General features: G+C 63.5%; 17 protein-coding genes. 9 read left to right on the top strand and 8 right to left on the bottom strand.

Annotation, left to right across the window (positions count from 1 at the left end; translation table 11 throughout):
- Positions 1–70: 70 nt before the first annotated feature.
- Genes IVB05_RS31750 through IVB05_RS31770 form a run of 5 tightly spaced genes read left to right on the top strand, consistent with a single transcriptional unit; the run spans position 71 to position 4128 of the window.
- The gene (locus IVB05_RS31750; protein WP_247779965.1) at positions 71–1078 is read left to right on the top strand and encodes a TRAP transporter substrate-binding protein; all 1008 of its coding nucleotides are present in this window, start codon (positions 71–73) and stop codon (positions 1076–1078) included.
- 17 nt (positions 1079–1095) lie between these two features.
- A complete protein-coding gene (locus tag IVB05_RS31755) occupies positions 1096–1620 on the top strand; it encodes a TRAP transporter small permease (RefSeq protein ID WP_247779966.1) in 525 nt (174 codons plus the stop codon).
- A gap of 21 nt (positions 1621–1641) precedes the next feature.
- Positions 1642–2922 carry a TRAP transporter large permease subunit gene (locus IVB05_RS31760; protein WP_247779967.1) on the top strand — a complete coding sequence of 427 codons (1281 nt, stop codon included), beginning with the start codon at positions 1642–1644 and terminating at the stop codon, positions 2920–2922.
- A 54-nt stretch (positions 2923–2976) separates the two neighbouring features.
- Complete coding sequence (locus IVB05_RS31765) at positions 2977–3453, top strand: type II 3-dehydroquinate dehydratase (RefSeq protein ID WP_247779968.1); 477 nt, start codon at positions 2977–2979, stop codon at positions 3451–3453.
- 15 nt (positions 3454–3468) lie between these two features.
- Positions 3469–4128: a hypothetical protein gene (locus tag IVB05_RS31770; protein ID WP_247779969.1), complete on the top strand. Its 660-nt coding sequence runs from the start codon at positions 3469–3471 to the stop codon at positions 4126–4128.
- A gap of 255 nt (positions 4129–4383) precedes the next feature.
- On the opposite strand, the gene IVB05_RS31775 is transcribed toward IVB05_RS31770, so the two are convergent.
- The 4 genes from IVB05_RS31775 to IVB05_RS31790 all read right to left on the bottom strand — a co-directional run bounded on the left by IVB05_RS31775 (position 4384) and on the right by IVB05_RS31790 (position 8605).
- Entirely contained in the window at positions 4384–5895 is a 1512-nt protein-coding gene (locus tag IVB05_RS31775; RefSeq protein WP_247779970.1) for a tripartite tricarboxylate transporter permease, read from the bottom strand.
- Positions 5896–6026: 131 nt separating this feature from the next.
- Entirely contained in the window at positions 6027–6569 is a 543-nt protein-coding gene (locus IVB05_RS31780; protein ID WP_247779971.1) for a tripartite tricarboxylate transporter TctB family protein, read from the bottom strand.
- Between the two features lie 60 nt (positions 6570–6629).
- Complete coding sequence (mtnA, locus tag IVB05_RS31785; RefSeq protein WP_247779972.1) at positions 6630–7733, bottom strand: S-methyl-5-thioribose-1-phosphate isomerase; 1104 nt, start codon at positions 7731–7733, stop codon at positions 6630–6632.
- Positions 7730–8605 carry an S-methyl-5'-thioadenosine phosphorylase gene (locus IVB05_RS31790; protein WP_247779973.1) on the bottom strand — a complete coding sequence of 292 codons (876 nt, stop codon included), beginning with the start codon at positions 8603–8605 and terminating at the stop codon, positions 7730–7732. The genes mtnA and IVB05_RS31790 overlap by 4 nt, the downstream gene beginning before the upstream one ends.
- A gap of 91 nt (positions 8606–8696) precedes the next feature.
- Between IVB05_RS31790 and IVB05_RS31795 the strand changes: the two genes are divergently transcribed.
- Positions 8697–9347, top strand: a complete 651-nt coding sequence (locus tag IVB05_RS31795) for a class II aldolase/adducin family protein (RefSeq protein ID WP_247779974.1) — start codon at positions 8697–8699, stop codon at positions 9345–9347.
- A gap of 8 nt (positions 9348–9355) precedes the next feature.
- Here IVB05_RS31795 and IVB05_RS31800 read toward each other — a convergent pair whose 3' ends face one another.
- Positions 9356–10342, bottom strand: coding sequence for a tripartite tricarboxylate transporter substrate-binding protein (locus tag IVB05_RS31800; protein ID WP_247787174.1), 987 nt, complete (start codon positions 10340–10342; stop codon positions 9356–9358).
- A gap of 699 nt (positions 10343–11041) precedes the next feature.
- Here IVB05_RS31800 and IVB05_RS31805 point away from each other — a divergent pair.
- Positions 11042–11371: a hypothetical protein gene (locus tag IVB05_RS31805; RefSeq protein WP_247779975.1), complete on the top strand. Its 330-nt coding sequence runs from the start codon at positions 11042–11044 to the stop codon at positions 11369–11371.
- A gap of 24 nt (positions 11372–11395) precedes the next feature.
- On the opposite strand, the gene IVB05_RS31810 is transcribed toward IVB05_RS31805, so the two are convergent.
- From IVB05_RS31810 to IVB05_RS31820, 3 genes are all read right to left on the bottom strand, one after another.
- Positions 11396–12193, bottom strand: a complete 798-nt coding sequence (locus IVB05_RS31810) for an enoyl-CoA hydratase/isomerase family protein (protein ID WP_247779976.1) — start codon at positions 12191–12193, stop codon at positions 11396–11398.
- Positions 12194–12229: 36 nt separating this feature from the next.
- Positions 12230–13429: an aminotransferase class V-fold PLP-dependent enzyme gene (locus IVB05_RS31815; protein WP_247779977.1), complete on the bottom strand. Its 1200-nt coding sequence runs from the start codon at positions 13427–13429 to the stop codon at positions 12230–12232.
- Positions 13430–13573: 144 nt separating this feature from the next.
- A complete protein-coding gene (locus tag IVB05_RS31820; RefSeq protein WP_247779978.1) occupies positions 13574–14776 on the bottom strand; it encodes an alanine--glyoxylate aminotransferase family protein in 1203 nt (400 codons plus the stop codon).
- Between the two features lie 120 nt (positions 14777–14896).
- Here IVB05_RS31820 and IVB05_RS31825 point away from each other — a divergent pair, with 120 nt between their 5' ends.
- Entirely contained in the window at positions 14897–15628 is a 732-nt protein-coding gene (locus IVB05_RS31825; protein ID WP_247779979.1) for a GntR family transcriptional regulator, read from the top strand.
- A gap of 98 nt (positions 15629–15726) precedes the next feature.
- Positions 15727–18669 (top strand): FAD-binding and (Fe-S)-binding domain-containing protein, encoded by a 2943-nt coding sequence (locus tag IVB05_RS31830; RefSeq protein ID WP_247779980.1) that lies wholly within the window; start codon positions 15727–15729, stop codon positions 18667–18669.
- Positions 18670–18694 lie beyond the last annotated feature (25 nt).

An 18694-nucleotide genomic window follows, 5' to 3' on the forward strand; every position in this document is an offset into this window, starting at 1 on the left:
ATTTTCTCATATGAATACTTCACTCCACCGCGACATCCAGAAGATCGCGAACCAACGGGGAGAAACCGCCATGCGGATCGGATTGCTGTGCGCTGCTGTCAGCCTTTGTGCGCTTGTGGGAACACCGGCTGCCGCCCAGGTGCAGGAACGAACGATCCGCTGGGGCCACCTCAACAACACCGACCACCCGATCAGCTTTGGCGTGAAGAAGTTCGCCGAGGTGCTGGCGGCCAAGAGCGGCGGCAAGCTGAAGATCCGCGAGTTTCCGGCTTCGCAACTCGGCAACGAGCTGCAGCAGCAGTCGGCGGTGCGCGGCGGCACGCAGGAAATCCTCTCGGCGTCGACGACCTCGCTCGCCGGCGTCGTCAAGGATCTCGGCCTGTTCGACTTCCCCTTCACCGTCAGCACGTTCGAGCAGGCGGAGGCGCTGGCCCAGGGCGCGTTTGGCAAGGCGATGCTCGAGACGCTGCCCGAGAAGGAGCTGATCGGTCTCGGCTATTGGGGGCTAGGCTTCCGCAACGCCACCAACAGCAGCCGTGCAATCGCGAAGGTCGAGGATTTTTCCGGGCTGAAGCTGCGCGTGATCCCGAACCCGGTCTATCTCGAAACCTTCAAGGCCTTGAAGGCGAACCCGGTGCCGATGGCGTTCGGCGAGTTGTACACCGCGCTGGAAAACAAGACCGTCGACGGCCAGGAGAACCCTTACAGCGTCATCCTGTCCAACAAGTTCTACGAAGTGCAGAAATACGTCTCGGCCACCAACCACACCTTCACGCAGAACGTCATCATCGTCAGCAAAAAGTTCTGGGACGGCCTGTCGGCGGAAGAGCAGAAGATGCTGCGCGACAGCTTTGCCGAGACGCGCGAGTACCAGCGCGACCAGACCAAGCTGGCGGCGGAGAAGGCGCTCGGCGAACTGACGGCGAAAGGCATGCAGTTCAACGAGATCACGCCCGCCGAATACGCCCGCATGCAGGACGCCACCAAACCGGTCGTCGAGAAATTCTCGGCCGAGTATGATCCTGCGCGCGTAAAACTCTTCATCGGCGAGCTGGCACGCATCCGCGGCGCCAAGTAACGGCCGAGAAAACCGTGATGGCGGCCGTCGAACGGTTGATCGATCTCTACTGCCGGCTGCTCAAGGTCACCATCGCGGCGTGCCTCGCCGCGATGGTGGTGCTGGTCTTCACCAACGTCGTGATGCGCTATCTCTTCAACTCGGGGATTCCGACCTCGGAAGAGCTGTCGCGCTGGCTACTGGTCTGGCTGACATTCCTCGGCGCCATCGTCGCGCTGCGCCAGCACGCCCATCTCGGCGTCGATACGCTGGTCCGCGCGCTCCCTCCCCTCGGCAAGAAGATCTGCTTCGTCGCGAGTTACCTGTTGATGCTGTACGCCGACGGCCTGCTCACGCTCGGCAGCTGGAAGCAGGCGGTGCTGACCTTCGGCGACAGCGCCCCCGCCTCCGGCATCTCGGTCGGGTTGTTCTTCTACTCCTCCGGCCTCGTCTTCGGCGTTTCCGCGGCCGTGATCTTGTTGCTGGATCTCGTCCGCGTGCTGGGCGGCAACGCCTCCGAGGAGGACCTGGTCGCGGTGAAGGAAAGCGAAGAGCATGTCTGATCGTAAGCCGAGGGACTGCGCGTGACGCTCGCCGTCTTCACCTTCTCGCTGCTCGGCGCCATGGCGCTGGGCATGCCGATCGCATTTGCGCTGATCGTATGCGGCGTCGCGCTGATGCATTCGCTGAATGTGTTCGATTCGCAGATCGTCGCCCAGAACATCATCAACGGCGCCGACAGCTTTCCGCTGATGGCGGTCCCTTTCTTCATGCTGGCAGGCGAGCTGATGAACCGCGGTGGCCTCGCCAGGCGCATTGTCAATGTCGCGCTGGCGCTTGTCGGCCACGTCAAGGGCGGATTGGGCTACGTCACAATCCTGGCCGCCTGCGTGCTTTCCTCCCTGTCGGGATCGGCCGCCGCCGACGCTGCCGCGCTGGCCGCCCTGCTTGTGCCGATGATGGTCGCGGCTGGCCACCGCAAGATGTATGCGTCAGGGCTCGTCGCCGCCAGCGGCGTCATCGGGCCGGTCATTCCGCCGAGCATCGGCTTTGTGCTGTTCGGCGTTACCGGCGGCGTGTCGATCTCGAAGCTGTTCCTGGCCGGCATCTTTCCCGGGCTTATGCTCGGCGTGGGACTCTGCTTCGCCTGGTGGTGGGTTGCGCGTGGCGAAGATACTGCGAGCCCACCGCGAAAGTCGCTGCGCGAGATCGCCTGGGCCTTCGTCGACGGCTTCTGGGCGCTGATGCTGCCCGCGATCATCGTCGTCGGCCTGCGATTCGGCGTGTTCACGCCGACCGAGGCCGCCGTGGTCGTCGCCGTCTACGCGCTGTTTGTCTCCACTTGCGTCTATCGCGAGCTGAAGATCGGCGAACTCTACCAAGTCTTCGTTTCGGCCGCGCTTAGCACCAGCGTCGTCATGTTTCTGGTCGCAGCTGCACTGGTCTCTTCCTGGCTGATCACGGTCTCCGAGATCGCTACGCACGTCGTCGACCTCGTTCGTCCGTTCATGGGTAATCAGACGCTCTTGATGCTGGCGATCATGGCGCTGGTCGTGATCGTCGGCACCGCACTCGACATGACGCCCACCATTCTGATCCTGACGCCGATCCTGATGCCCATCGTCAAACAAGCCGGCATCGACCCCGTCTATTTCGGCGTACTCTTCATCATCAACAACTCGATCGGCCTGATCACGCCGCCGGTTGGCATTGTCCTCAACGTCGTTTGCGGCGTTTCGCGCATCAGCATGGAAGACGTCATCAAGGGCGTCTGGCCCTTCCTGATCGCCCAATTGATCGTGCTGTTGCTGATGATCCTGTTTCCAGCGCTCGTCACCGTGCCGGCGAAATGGTTCACCGGCTGACATGTGGCCGCGATCGGCTACACTGCCCCGTCATTATCCCGTGAAAGGCATTCCATGCGCATCATGATCCTCAATGGCCCAAACCTGAACATGCTCGGCATCCGCGAGCCGCACATCTACGGCTCGACCACGCTCGACGCCATCAAGGCGTCGTGCGAGGAGTTCGCCGCTTTCACCGGCGCGCAACTGGCGTTTCACCAGTCGAACCACGAGGGCGAACTGGTCGACCTGATCCAGTCCGCGCGCACGGCCGCGGACGCCCTCATCATCAATCCGGCCGCCTACTCCTTCACCTCGATTGCGATGTTCGACGCCATGAAGATCTTTGACGGTCCGATCTACGAGGTGCACATCTCCAATATCCACGCCCGTGACGAGCTGCATCGTCATTCGAAGCTTTCGGCCGCCGTGAAAGGCGTGATCGCCGGCCTCGGCCCCTACGGCTACATCGTCGCGATGCAGGCCGCACTGCAGGGCGCCGGCCAGTTGCCGGCGTCGCTGCCGGCGGCTGTCCGCGTCGGCCCGAAATGACGGATGGAGCCTGACATGCAGGGAGCTGGTTACCTCGCGATCTGGAGCGATCTGGCGCCGCAGGACGAAACCGACTGGGCGCACTGGATCACGCGCGAACATGCCGCCGAGCGCGTCGGCGTCAACGGCTTCCTGGCGTGCCGCATCTTCCGCGCGCTGGGCGTCTCGGTGAACCGCTACTTCATCCTCTACGAGCTCGAGGACGAACGCGTCGTCGGCGGCGCGGATTATCTGGCGCGGCTGAACGCGCCGACGCCATGGTCGCAGCGCATCATGCCCAAGCTCGGCAATTTCGCGCGCGGCGGCGGCCGCGTCGCAGCCTCAGCCGGCACCGGCCAGGGCGGCATCGTCGCTCCCCTGCGCCTCGATGCCGCGCCGCCCTGCGACGCCGCCACGCTCGTCGCGGAGTTGGCTGGCCTCGACCGCATCATCGCCGCGCGGGTCCTGCTCACCGACATCGCGCAGACCTCGATCAAGACCCGCGAGAAGGGCATGCGCGCCAACGACGGCTCCTTCGCCGCTCTGCTGCTGATCGAGGGATTGGACGAAGCCGCAGTCCGCGACGCCCTCCATCATGTGCGCAAGACGCTCCCTGCCGAGGATCACGGTATCATCGATAGCCTGCCACTCTACCGGCTCGCCTTCAGCCTCCCGAAGCGACTGCTGCCGGGCTAATGAGAGCCGCTGTGCACTAACGCGCGCGACGGAGTTGCGTGTAGCCGTCATTGCGAGCGCAGCGAAGCAATCCATCTATCCCCGTGCTGTGACACGGATTGCTTCGCTGCGCTCGCAATGACGGAGGAACGTCTGTCAGTTCGTAGGGTGGGCAAAGCGCAGCGTGCCCACCATTCAGGATCGCGCTCTTCAAGAAATGGTGGGCACGGCGCAAACGCGCCTTTGCCCACCCTACGAAACTCGCGACATCCGGGACTACGCCTTCGCCGGCCGCAGCCTGCGCGTGACGCTGCTGAACGCCCAGTCGATGACGGGCCAGAACAACAACACGATCGCCAGCGTCGTGATCGAACCGACCAGGCCGTTCGACCAGAACACCTTCATCTCGCCGCCCGAGCCAATCATCGAGAGGCGGAAGGCGTCCTCGGCGCGGTTGCCGAGCACAAGCGCCAGCGTGAACGGCGCAAGCGGAATGCCGATCTTCTTGAAGACGTAACCGACGACGCCAAAACCCAGCATCAGCCAGATGTCGAACATCGCGTTCTGGATCGCATAGGCGCCGATCGCACAGGACACCACGATCATGGGCGCGACAGCTGCGAACGGCACGCGCAGGATGGAAGCAAAGATCGGCACCGTCGTGAGCACCAGCACGAGACCGACGACATTGCCGAGATACATCGACGCGATCAGGCCCCAGACGAAATCCTTGTGCTCGACGAACAGCAACGGACCCGGGTTGAGGCCCCACACCATCAAGCCGCCGAGCAGGATCGCCGCGGTGCCGGAGCCGGGAATGCCGAGCGCCAGCATCGGCAGCAACGCCGCGGTGCCGGAGGCGTGCGCCGCAGTCTCCGGCGCGAACACGCCCTCGATGCGGCCCTTGCCAAAGCTGTCCTGGTCCTTGGAGAAGCGCTTGGCGAGATTGTAGCCCATGAAGGACGCGGCGATCGCCCCGCCGGGGGTGATGCCGAGCCAGCATCCGATGAAGGAGGAACGCAGCAGCGTCACCCAGTATTTCGGCAGGTCCTTCCAGACCGACAGCACCACGCGCAAGGAGATGCCGGCGGCGTGACCGCGCAGCGCAAGCCGCTCCTCCATGGTCAGCAGGATTTCGCTGATGCCGAACAGGCCGATGACCGCGACCAGGAAGTTGACGCCGCGCAGCAGTTCCGCCGAACCGAAGGTCATGCGCAACTGGCCGGACACGGTGTCCATGCCGATGCCGGCGAGCAAGAGGCCGAGCGACATCGAAATGACCGTCTTGTGCTTGGCCTCGCGGCCGAGGCCGACGAACGAGCAAAAGGTGAGCAGATAAACCGCGAAGAATTCCGGCGGCCCGAATTTGAGCGCGAACGAGGAGATCATCGGCGCCAGGAAGGTGATCAGCATCACCGCGACCAGCGAGCCGATGAACGACGAGGTGAACGCCGCGGTCAGCGCCTCGGCCGCCCTGCCCTGCTGCGCCATCGGATAACCATCGAAAGTGGTCGCGACCGACCAGGCCTCACCGGGGATGTTGAACAGGATCGAGGTGATGGCGCCGCCGAACAGCGCGCCCCAGTAGATGCAGGACAGCATCACGATCGCCGACGTCGGGTCCATCGTGAACGTCAGCGGCAGCAGGATCGCCACGCCGTTGGGGCCGCCGAGGCCCGGCAGCACGCCGACGAAAATGCCGAGCACCAGCCCGAGCATCATCAGCAGCAGCGTCTTCCAGGTCAGCAGCACGGCGAAGCCGTGCATCAAGAGGCCCAATGCTTCCATTACAAGGCTTCCATCAGGTAATCCCAAGCAGTTCGTCATTGCGAGCGAAGCGAAGCAATCCATGGTGCAGCAAAGCAAGAATGGATTGCTTCGCTTCGCTCGCAATGACGGAAGGAGTCATGCCAAACCCGTTAGCGGCCGAGCGCCGCTTCGAGCGGGCCCTTTGGCATGATGACGTCGAAGGCGATGTCGAAGGTAACGAACATCACGGCGGTGAAGACGAAGGCGGTGAGCAACGACTTCCACAGCGCGATCTTGCCGACCAGGCGCATGAAACCGGAGATCAGCAGGAAGCTCGCGACATAGAGCCCGAGGAACTGCATGGCGAGGCAGAACAGCACCGTCGGCACGAACACCGCCATCACGCGGCGGAGCTGCGCCCGGGTCACGAAAACCTCGGAAGCTTCCTTGCGCGAAAGGAATGCGGCAACCAGGCCATAGAGGCTGGCGCCGGCGAGGATGATCGAGAGATAAAACGGAAAGTAGCCGGACTGCGGACCGGTCGATTCCCAGCCGGCTCCCGTACGCCAGTTGTCGTACCCGAGCGTCAGCGCGAGCGCGAGCAGCAGGAGGCAGACGACGACGTCGACCGCGCGAACGCTCGTCACCGCAGGCGAGTCCGCCTCGGGCGCAGTCGGATCCTCGACGACGATTTCGATGTCGGTATTGGACATGGAGACGGTGCCCCCCGATACGACAGACCTGAACGGGGATACGTGCCGACGTCGCTGGCGTCAATGTCCGCCGCTGCGCTCCGGGAATGCGCTCGCAAGTGCAGCACGCTCCGGGCGGAGCAGGCCGCGTTCGGTGATCAATCCCGTCACCAGCCGCGCCGGCGTGACGTCGAAGGCGTAGTTGGCCACAGGCGAGCCTTCGGGAACCACGCGCACGGTCTCGACGCGCCCGTCGGCAGTGCGGCCGGTCATGTTCGCCACTTCGCCGGCGCTGCGCTGCTCGATCGGAATCTGCCTGATGCCGTCATCGATACTAAAGTCGATGGTGGGCGATGGCAGTGCAACATAGAACGGCACGCCATTGTCGTGCGCGGCGAGCGCCTTCAGGTAGGTCCCGATCTTGTTGCAGACATCGCCATTGGCAGCCACCCGGTCGGTGCCGACGATCGCGAGATCGACCATGCAATGCTGCATCAGATGGCCGCCGGTGTTATCAGGGATCACCGTATGCGGCACGCCGTGGTGGCCGAGTTCCCAGGCGGTAAGCGAAGCGCCCTGATTGCGCGGCCGGGTCTCGTCGACCCAGACATGGACCTTCAGGCCGCGATCATGCGCCAGATAGATCGGCGCCGTCGCGGTGCCCCAGTCCACCGTCGCAAGCCAGCCGGCGTTGCAATGGGTCAGGACGTTGACCGGCTCGCCGGGCCGCTTCCCCGCCGCGATCTGCTCGATCAGCGCCAGCCCATGCCGGCCGATCCCCTGGTTGATCGCGACGTCCTCATCGGCGATTTCGACTGCGCGCTTATAGGCCGCCGCTGTTCGTTCCGATGCCGGCAGCGGTCGAAGCAAACGCGCCATCTCATCGAGCGCCCATTTCAGGTTGATCGCGGTCGGCCGCGCCGCCAGCAGCATCGCATAGGCACGGTCGAGTGCCGCATCGGAAGCATCGGCCCGCATGGCAAGCGCCATGCCGTAAGCCGCCGTGGCGCCGATTAGCGGCGCGCCACGCACCAGCATCGAACGGATGGCCTCGGTCGCGTCCTCGGCGCTGACGAGGCGCGCCACCACGAATTCATGCGGCAGCCGCCGCTGGTCGATCGCGCCCACCGTCCAGCCGTCGTCCTCGAGCCAGATGCTGCGGAAATGCCGGCCGTCGACCTTCATGAGTTCAACACCCTCCCCGCCACCGCATCGAGCCTGGCGAGTAGTCGTGGATCGCGCGCTTCCGGCGCCGTGATCAAGGCAGTGTCGAGCGCCTTGTCCGATCCAACAGGACACGGCTCATGCTCGCGCGGAAAATCCCTGGCGAGACGCGCGACGAGCCCTTTGGCCTTGCCGGCATTCGAGTTCAGCACGCGAATGATATCCTGCACGGTGACGGCGTCGTGATCGGGATGCCAGCAATCGAAATCGGTGACCATGGCTACGCTGGCATAGCAGATCTCGGCCTCGCGGGCGAGTTTAGCTTCGGGCATGTTGGTCATGCCGATCACCGAATAGCCCTGCGCCTTGTAGCTCAGGCTCTCGGCGAGGCTGGAGAACTGCGGGCCTTCCATGCACACATAAGTGCCGCCCTGCACCGCTTCGATGCCTTCAGCCTTGGCGGCCGCCACGAGGTGCACGTGCAGCCGCGGCGACACCGGATGGGCCATCGAGACGTGGGCGACGCAGCCCCTGCCGAAAAACGAACTCTCGCGCTTGTACGTGCGATCGACAAACTGATCGACCAGCACAAAGGTGCCGGGCGGCAGTTCCTCTCGGAACGAGCCGCAGGCCGAGAGCGATACCAGGTCGGTCACCCCCGCCCGCTTCAGCACGTCGATATTGGCGCGGTAGTTGATGTCGGAGGGCGACAGCACGTGCCCCTTGCCGTGCCGCGGCAGGAACGCGATCGGCAAGCCTCCGATCACGCCGCGCGTCAGGGCGGCGGACGGCTCGCCCCACGGGCTCTTGATGGTTTCCTCGCGGACGTCCTCCAGCCCCGGCAGGTCGTAGATGCCGGATCCGCCAATGATGCCAAGCACGGCACGCGTCATGACTTCTCCCAGTCAGGATTTCACGCAAGATGTTCGACTATACTGCGGCGCAATAATCAAGCATTGTCGCGCGGTTGCAAGAGGTCTCAACATGCCGACCACGAAGGACCGGGAAAAACGCCAGTCGATCATCGATGCCTGCCGCAGCATGAATGCGCTCGGCATCAACCAGGGCACGTCGGGAAATATCAGCCTGCGCCATGGCGAGGGCCTGCTGATCACGCCGACCAGCACGCCCTACGAGGCGATGCAGCCCGAGCAGATCGTGTTCATGGGCCTGGACGGCTCGCACGATCCCGCCCAGCGGCCGTCGAGCGAGTGGCGATTTCACCTCGACATCCTCAAGGCCCGGCCCGAAATCAATGCGGTGGTCCATGCCCACCCGACCTATTCGACGATCCTCGCCATCATGGGTCTGGAAATTCCACCGATCCACTACATGATCGCGTGTGCCGGCGGCGACACCATCCGCGTCGCGCCCTATGCGACCTTCGGCACGCAGGAGCTTTCGGAGCACGCCGTGCGCGCGCTGGAAGGCCGGCTGGCCTGCCTGCTGGAACACCATGGCATGATTGCGGTCGGCGCATCGCTTTCGAAAGCGATGTGGCTTGCCGTCGAAGTCGAAACGCTGGCCCGGCAATACCACGGCTGCCTGCAGATCGGGACACCGCGCCTGCTGCCGAAGGCCGAGATCGAAAACGTTCTCGGCAGGATCGCGGGATACGGTCCTGCCGACAAATAGCGATCGGTCTATTTCGCGACGAAGCCCGCTTCGTTCATCAGCGCTGTGTTGAGCTTGTCGTCCTCCTCGAGGAACTTCAGCATGTCCTTGCCGGTGAGGAAGATCGGCTTGAGCGCCTGCTTCTCCATATAGTCCTTGTACTCCGTCGTCTGCGTCACCTTCTGGAACAGGTCGACGTAGAACGCCTGCTGCTCCGGCGTCACTTTGCCGGGCAGGAACATCGCGCGCAGCATCAGATACTGCACGTCGAGCCCCTCCTCCTTGCAGGTCGGGATATCGTTCCAGGATTGCGTTTCGGTGACCTTGGTCTTGTAGGAGATGCGCTCCTTGTCGAACACGCAGAGCGCGCGGACCTGACCGGCGCGCCAGACTTCCAGGTTTTCGGATGGATTGTTGACGTTGGATTCGGTGTGCTTGCCGACCAGCTGCGTCGCCGCCTCGCCGCCCGACTTGTACGGCAGGTAGGAGAATTTCGCGCCGGTCTTCTGCTCCATGAACACGGTCAGCACGTGATCCTCGCGCTTGGAGCCGGTGCCACCCATCTTGAACGGCGAGCTTGCCGCCTTGGCGGCCGCGATGAAGTCCTTCACCGTCTTCGGTCCGTCGGCATTGTCCCACAGCACGAATTGATCCATCGCAACGACCGACACCGGCGTCAGGTCGCGCCAGTTGAAGGGAATCTTCGCCGACAGCGGCAGCATGTAGATCAGCGAATAGGCGATCAGCACCTTATTGGCATCGCCGTCGCTCGACTTCATGTACATCAGCGCCTCGGCACCCGACGCGCCGCCCTTGAGCGATACAACCATCGGCTGCTTCATCAGATTGTTCTTCTGGATGGCCGCCTGCATCATCCGCGCCATCTGGTCGGACGCACCGCCCGCGCCGGCTGCGACCACGATTTCAACCGGTTTGGTCGGCTCCCAGGCGGCAAGCGCCGGGGTGCTTGCGATCATGGCCGTCAAGGCGGCCGCAGCTTTCAGCATCTGTCCCACGAGTTTCATCCCTATGTATTTGCAAGACTTTGTAAAAATCAGACTTGGCTGGTTGCTTGCCACATCTTGCGAGCGAACCGACGAGAGTTCAAGCTGCACCGCAATGTGCCGCCTATGACTTTCGCATGAGGCGCAAATCTTTCCCGCAGGAGGCTCGAAGCTACGCACAGCCGATTCAATCTCGCCGCTTTTCCGTTGCACGGCTGTGAAAGGGCCCATTTAATGCACGCTACAAGGAAAATCAGGGGGAGAAGCTGAATGAGAAGGATTTTGATAACCGTCCTCATGGGCGCGACGATAACCCTCGCCGGGTGCGGACGGGATCCGGGACCGAAGGGGGATGCCGGCCCACAAGGACCAGCCGGGCCGCAGGGCGCGCAGGGCTTGCAAGGCGTGCCCGGCCCTCAAGGACAACAGGGCGCTCAAGGGCCACAGGGTCCGCAAGGGCCACAAGGACCGCAGGGCGCCCCCGGCGCAAAAGGCGATCCCGGACCGGCTAGCGCTTCCATCAGATCGGTTCAGGCGAGCGGCGAGGTCAGTTGCGATGCGAATGAAAACCTGGTGTCGGTGTTCTGCCCGTCTGGCGGTGCACCCGATGGCGCCAAGTGCGGCACCGGTCCGGCCGTCGGTCTCTGTCTCAAAAAGCCGTAGCCGTCCTGCCATGCTGCGAACCGACGAATGACGCGCCGGCGAGGAAGCATGAAGGCGTTCGCGATTGGTTTGGCTCTGGCTTGCCTTTCCACCGTCGCGGACGCCGGGTCCTCAATCATCGGCGCAGGCTCTCAAACCTGCACGGCATGGACCAATCGCAAAAAGAATGCGGTCGTCAAAGGAAGTTTTGAATCCTGGCTGGTTGGATTTATCAGCGGCCTGAACATCAGCGGCGAACGGGACATGGTTGGCGGCGGCGACTTCGACGCGATCATTGCGTGGATGGATCAACGTTGCCTCACAACCCCCTCAGACAGAATAGGTATCGCGGCGCTCGACCTGGGTATGGAACTGGCAAAAAAGGCTGCCAGACCATAGTGGGCGGTCTTGACCGCTTGTTGACTACTTGCCCTTCCAGTTCGGCGAGCGCTTGTTGAGGAACGCGTCCATTCCTTCGCGGAAATCCTCGCTCATATAGGCGCGCAGGATCAGGTCTTCGCCCTCGTCGCGCGTCAGCGTCCGACGGATGCGGCGCACTGCTTCCTTGGTGACTTCGAGCGTGATCGGCGCATGGCTGGCGACCAGCTTCGCCGTTTCGTCGGCGCGGCGCTGCAGCGTCGCGACATCGGGCACGACTTCATTGAGCAGCCCGAGCGCCAGCGCCTCCGGCGCCTCGACCAGCCTCGCCTTGAAGATCAGGTCCTTGGTCCGTGCGGGGCCGACCAGCGAAACCAGCCTGGAGATATTCGACATCGACAGGCAGTTGCCGAGCGTGCGCGCGATCGGAAAGCCCATCCGCGTCGTCTCGGTGCCGATGCGAATGTCGCAGCACGCCGCGATCCCCGCGCCTCCGCCGGTGCAGGCGCCGGCAATCGCCGCGATCGTCGGCACCCGGCATGCCTCCAGCGCGCCGAGCACGCGATCGATCCGCGCTTCGTAATCGAGCGCGTCCTGCGCGGTCTTGAAGGCCCGGAACTGCGAGATGTCGGTGCCCGACGCGAACGCCTTGTCGCCGGCGCCGGTCAGGATCATCGCCTTGATCGAGCGATCATTGTTGATCGTCTCGCAGATAACAGCCATTTGCTCGTACATGGCAAAGGTCAGCGCATTGCGCGCCTGCGGACGGTTGAACGTCAGCCGGGCGATTCCGTCCTCGACGGAATAGATCAGGTCTTCGGTCGCAGCTACCGGAGCGTTCATCGCAGCTCTCTCTGTTTTTGTTTCGGTCAAACGATCTCAGGCAACGGCGGCCTTCGGCATCGCGACGACGTCGCGTCCCTTGAGCACTTCCATCGCCGCCAGTACGCCACCGCCACGGTGCGGCACCTTGGCGAGGTCGAGACCCATCTCGACGCCCGACAGCGTGCCCATCAGCATCAGGTCGTTGAAGTGCCCGATATGACCGATCCGGAACACCTTGCCCTTGATCTTGTTCAGGCCGGTGCCGAGCGACATGTCGAAGTTTTCCAGCACGACCTTGCGGAAATTGTCAGCGTCGTGGCCTTCCGGCATGACGACGCCGGTCAGCGCGGGCGAGTGTGCGCCCTGCTCCTGGCATTGCGTTTCCAGGCCCCACACCTTGGCGGCTGCGCGCGTCGCGGCGCTGTGGCGCTTGTGCCGGGCGAAGACATTCTCCAGCCCCTCTTCCTCGAGCATCTTGACCGCTTCGCGCAAGCCAAACAGCAAATTGGTCGCGGGCGTATAGGGCCAGGTGCCTGCCTTGTTGATGGCGATGATCTCCTGCCAGTCCCAGTAGGAGCGCATCGCGGGGTTCGCTTTCGCAACAGCCAGCGCCTTTTCCGAGACGGCGTTGAAGCCGAGACCCGGCGGCAGCATCAGGCCCTTCTGCGATCCGGCCACCGACACGTCGATGCCCCAGGCATCGTGCTCATATTCCAGCGATCCGAGACCGGAGATGGTGTCGACCATCAGCAGCGCGGGGTGATTGACGCGGTCGAGAACTTTGCGGACGTCCTGCGGGTGGGTGACGCAGCCGGTCGAGGTCTCGTTGTGCACCACGCACACAGCCTTGATCTTGTGCGCCTTGTCGGCCGACAGCCGCGCCTCGATCTGCTCGAGATTGGCGCCGTGACGCCAGTCACCGGGCAGGAAATCAACTTCGAGCTTGAACTTCTCGGCGATACCGCGCCACAGCACGGCGAACTGCCCGGTTTCCCCCATCAGAACCTTGTCGCCGGGCTGCAGCGTATTGACGAGGGCTGCCTCCCAGGCGCCGGTGCCGGACGACGGGTAGATGATCACCGGCTGCTTGGTGCGAAACACCCGCTGCATGGCAGCCAGCACGGCATGGCCGATCTCGGCGAATTCCGGACCCCGGTGGTCCATGGTCGGCATGTCCATCGCGCGCAGCACCCGGTCCGGCACGTTGGTCGGTCCCGGAATCTGCAGAAAATGCCTTCCAGTATGCACGGTCATGGGCGTCCTTCCCGGTATTACCTTGGCGTTTCGAGCCGCTCGAATATCACCATTTGGCGGGCTTATCGCCCGCCGGACGCAGCACGTCAATGCATAAGGAGCAGGGCTGGAGCAGCGCGCGCCCGCGCAACTGCGAGCTGCCGGCTAGCTGCCTACGACCTTGAGATGCGCCGGGAAATTGCCTTGCGGACGCTGCTCCAGATATTTCATCGCAGCATCGACGCCGCCGGCCCGATACGGAATGCCGGCGACCGACAATCCCATCTCCACGCCCGTCAGCGCCGCGAGCAAGGTCAGTTCGTTGCATTCGCCGAGATGGCCGATGCGGAACACCTTTCCGGCAACCTTCGACAGTCCGGAGCCGAGCGACATGTTGAAGTTGTCGAGCACGACCTGACGGAATTGATCGGCGTCATGCCCCGGCGGCATCAACACGGCGGTCAGCACAGGCGAATATTCCTGGGGTTCCTGGCACAACACCTCCAGCCCCCAATGATTGACCGCCGCTCGCGTCGCTGCGGCGAGCCGCTGGTGACGCGCGAACACATTTTCGAGCCCCTCTTCCAGCAGCATCGCGATCGCCTCACGCAGCCCGTAGAGCAGGTTTGTCGCCGGCGTATACGGGAAGAAGCCCTTCGCGTTCGGCTTCAGCATCTCCTCCCAATCAAAATAGGAGCGCGGCATCCGGTTTGTCCTGGCGGCGGCGCGGGCCTTCTCCGAGATCGCGTTGAAGCCGAGGCCGGGCGGCAGCATGAAACCCTTTTGCGAACAACTGACGCTGACATCGACCTTCCATTCGTCATGCCGGTAGTCGACCGACCCGAGCGAGGAGATGGTGTCGACCATCAACAAAGCGGGATGTCCGGTCCGGTCGATCGCGGCGCGGATGTCGGCGATACGACTTGTGGCGCCGGTCGACGTCTCGTTATGGACGACCATCACCGCCTTGATCGCGTGTGCGGCATCCTCTGCGAGCCTGGCCTCGATCTGGGCGGGGTCGGCGCCGCGACGCCAATCGCCGGCAATGAAATCGACTTCGATCCCGAAGCGGCCCGCCATCTGGCGCCACAGGGTCGCAAAGTGGCCGGTCTCCACCATCAGAACCTTGTCGCCGGGCGAAAGCGTATTGACGATCGCGGCCTCCCAGGCGCCTGTCCCGGACGACGGGAAGATCATCACCGGTCCGGCGGTCTGGAAAATCCTCTGGCTGCCCTCCAGCACCGCTCGCCCGAGCTCGGCGAACTGGGCGCTGCGGTGATCGATCACGGGCATGTCCATGGCGCGAAGAACCCGGTCCGGGACCGGGCTCGGCCCCGGAATCTGCAGAAAATGCCGTCCTTGCCGCATGACAACCTCCAAAAAGCGCCCTGAGACTCATTTTGCATTCATTTTTTGTCTTTTCAATCTAATTTTGGTATTCGTTTTAGATCATCGACGCCGCAGATTCCGCAAACTACCGTTATGCAAATGAAATCCACGATTCCCGAAACCGGGGTGCCGATCACCCAGCCCGACCGCCAGGAGGCCTCGCTGCACGGCGAAATCCTACTGCGGCTTCGCGATTACGTGGTCGAAGGCAACATTCCAGAGGGGGCACGCGTTCCCGAACGGCAGCTCTGCGAGATGCTCGGAATCTCCAGGACTCCGCTGCGCGAGGCGCTCAAGGTGCTTGCAGCGGAGGGCTTGATCGAACTTTTGCCCAACCGCGGCGCACGCGTGCGCCAGCTTAGCGAGCGGGACCTGGAGGAGCTTTTCGACGTGATGGCCGGCCTGGAAAGCCTCGCCGGACGCCTAGCCTGCGAAGCCATCACGGACGAGGAAATCGCCGCGATCGAGCGGCTGCACTACGAGATGTACGGCCATTACCTCAATAGCGACATGCACGGATATTTTCAGGTCAACCAGCGCATCCACGAGAGCATTGTCGCCGCCGCGCGCAACGAGGCCCTGCACGCGGCCTACGCCAGTTTTGCCGGCCGGATCCGCCGCGTCCGCTATTCAGCCAATTTCGCGCGCAAGCGGCAGCGCTGGGGCGAGGCCATGCGCGAGCACGAAGCGATCCTGGATGCCCTGCGCCGCCGCGCCGGAAGCGAGCTGAGCGACATCCTTTTCCAGCACTTGCGCAACAAGCGAACCGCAGCCATTGAACATCTGGCCGTGGCACGGGGCGCCAACGCAGCCACAGCCCCGGGCAGCTAGCTTGCCGATTATGAATTCATAATATAGATCGCCCTGTAAAAAGTGCATAATCCCGTTGAGGGGTTACAACAGCCCTCTTGGATCACTTTGGATTTGGGATGAAAAACGCCTCAACGCTCGAGCGACGCCTGCGGTCAAACATGACCGGCGACGTCCTTTTCGACGCCTTCGACCGCGGCCGCTACGCCACCGATGCCTCGTTCTACCAGATCATGCCGGCGGGCGTCGTGGTACCCCGCAGCATGGACGAGGCCCTCAAGGCGCTCGCCATTTGCCGCGACGACGGCCTGATCGTCACCCCGCGTGGCGGCGGCACCTCGCAATGCGGCCAGACCGTCAACGAGGGCATCGTCGTCGATTTTTCGAAGGACCTGAACCGCATCCTCTCGCTCGACGTCGAGAACCGCATTTGCGTGGTCGAGCCCGGCATCGTGCTGGACGACCTCAACCGCCAGCTCAAAAAGCACGGGCTGTGGTTTCCGGTCGACGTGTCCACCGCCTCGCGCGCCACCATCGGCGGCATGGCCGGCAACAATTCCTGCGGCGGCCGTTCGCTGCGCTACGGCACCATGCGCGACAACACGCTGTCGATGGACGCGGCGCTGGCCGACGGCACGCTCCTGCATTTCGGCGAGGTGCCGCGGGATCTGGCGCGGGTGAACTCGCCGCAGAGCGGGCTCGAACTGTTCCGGGACATGCTCGATCTCGGCGAGCGCGAGGCCGCAGAAATATCGGAGCGGTTTCCAAAGGTGCAACGCCGCGTCGGCGGCTACAATCTCGATGCGCTGGTGCCGCGCAATGCGCCGAACAACATGGCGCATCTGCTGGTCGGCTCTGAAGGCACACTGGCTTTCACCACGCAGGTCGAACTCAAGCTGTGGCCTGTCATCCGCAACAAGGTGCTCGGTGTCTGCCATTTCGGCAGCTTCTATGAAGCGATGGATGCGGCGCAGCATCTGGTGAAGCTGCGGCCGATCGCGGTGGAATTGGTCGATCGCACCATGATTGCGCTTGGCCGCGACATCGCGATGTTCCAGCCGATCATCGCGACCGCCGTGCGCGGCGATCCCGACGCGGTGCTGGTCGTGGAATTCGCCGAGGAAGACCAGGCCGAAAACCTGCATCGCCTGAAACAGCTCGGCGAACTGATGGCCGACCTCGGTTTCGGCTGGGACAAACCGCAACGCAAATGGGGCGGCGTGGTCGAGATCACCGAACCGGCGTTGCAGGCCGGAGTCGCCGATTTCCGCGCCGCCGGCCTCAACGTGATGATGTCGATGAAGCAGGAAGGCAAGCCGGTTTCCTTTGTCGAGGATTGCGCCGTGCCGCTGCCGCATCTCGCCGACTACACCGAACGGCTCAACGCCATCTTCGTCAAGCACGGCACGCGCGGCACCATGTATGCCCACGCCTCCGAAGGCTGCCTGCATGTCCGCCCCGTCCTCAATCTGAAGCTCGAAAAGGACGTCAAGGCGATGCGGGCCATCGCCGAAGAGACGTTCGAGATGGTGCGCGAGTACAAGGGGTCGCACTCCGGCGAGCATGGCGACGGCCTGGTTCGTTCCGAATTCCACGAAACGATGTTCGGCTCCCGCATCGTGGCCGATTTCCGCGAGGTCAAGGCGCGCTTCGACCCGGACAATTTGCTCAATCCCGGCAAGATCGTCGATCCGCCCAAAATGGACGACCGTTCGCTGTTTCGCTATCGGCCCGACTATCGCATAGGCGAGCTTAAAACCGCGCTCGACTGGTCGGCCTATCCCGGCGCCGGCGGCGGCTTTCAGGGCGCGGTCGAGATGTGCAACAACAACGGCGCCTGCCGCAAGCTCGAGGGCGGCGTGATGTGTCCGTCCTACCGCGCAACCCGCAACGAGAAGGATGTGACGCGAGGCCGCGCCAATACGCTGCGGCTGGCGATCTCGGGGCAGCTCGGACCGGATGCGCTGGCTTCCGACGAGATGATGGATACGCTCAAGCTTTGCGTGTCCTGCAAGGCCTGCCGCCACGAATGTCCGACCGGCGTCGACATGGCCAAGATGAAGATCGAGGTATTGGCCGCCCGCGCGGAGAAACACGGCCTTTCGATGCGCGACCGGCTGGTCGGCTATCTGCCGCGCTATGCGGATCTGGCCTCCCGCTTCGCCCCGCTCGCCAACTGGCGCAACAACAGTCCGTTGCTGCGTGCGCTGTTGGAGAAATTTGCCGGCATCAGCGCGAAGCGCGCCCTGCCCGCCTTCCGCCGCGACATGTTCAAGGCTGACGCCGAGGTCTTCGGCGCCGCAGATGGCCATGAGGTTGTGCTGTTCGCCGACACCTTCAACCGCATTTATGAGCGTGAAAATCTCGACGCCGCCTTGCGGGTGCTAGTCGAGGGTGGGTATCGCGTGCATGTTCCGCGTCCCGCCGACCGCGCCCGTCCGCTGTGTTGCGGGCGGACGTTCCTCTCAGCCGGCCTGGTCGCACAGGCGCGCAGCGAACTGGACAGGCTGGTCACGACCTACGCGCCATTCGCCGCGCGCGGCGTGCCAATCGTCGGACTGGAGCCGAGCTGTCTCCTGACGCTTCGCGACGAACTGCTCTCGCTCCGCTCGGACAACGAAGCCAAGAGCGTCAGCGCGCATGCATTGCTGTTCGAGGAGTTTCTGGTTCGCGAGGCGGAAGCCGGCCGCCTGAAACTGCCGCTCGGCGCCATGCCGACGAAAGCGCTGGTTCACGGCCACTGCCACCAAAAATCATTCGGCGCGTTCAAGCCGGTTGAAAAGGTACTTCGTCTCATTCCTGATCTCGGCGTCGAAACCATCGAATCCAGTTGCTGCGGTATGGCCGGCGCGTTCGGATACGGCGCCGACACCTATCAGGCCTCGATGGAAATGGCCGAGCTGTCGCTGCTGCCGGCGGTGCGCCGCGCCGATGCGGCTGCGTTGATCGTCGCCGACGGCACCTCGTGCCGGCACCAGATCAAGGATGGCACGAACCGTGCAGCCTTGCACGTCGCCCGGGTGCTCGCGATGAGCCTCGACAACGCGCGGCCCAACCATTAATCCCCACTCAATCGCAAAGGAACTA

It is taken from the genome of Bradyrhizobium sp. 170 (assembly GCF_023101085.1).
In the GTDB taxonomy this organism is placed as follows: Bacteria; Pseudomonadota; Alphaproteobacteria; order Rhizobiales; family Xanthobacteraceae; genus Bradyrhizobium.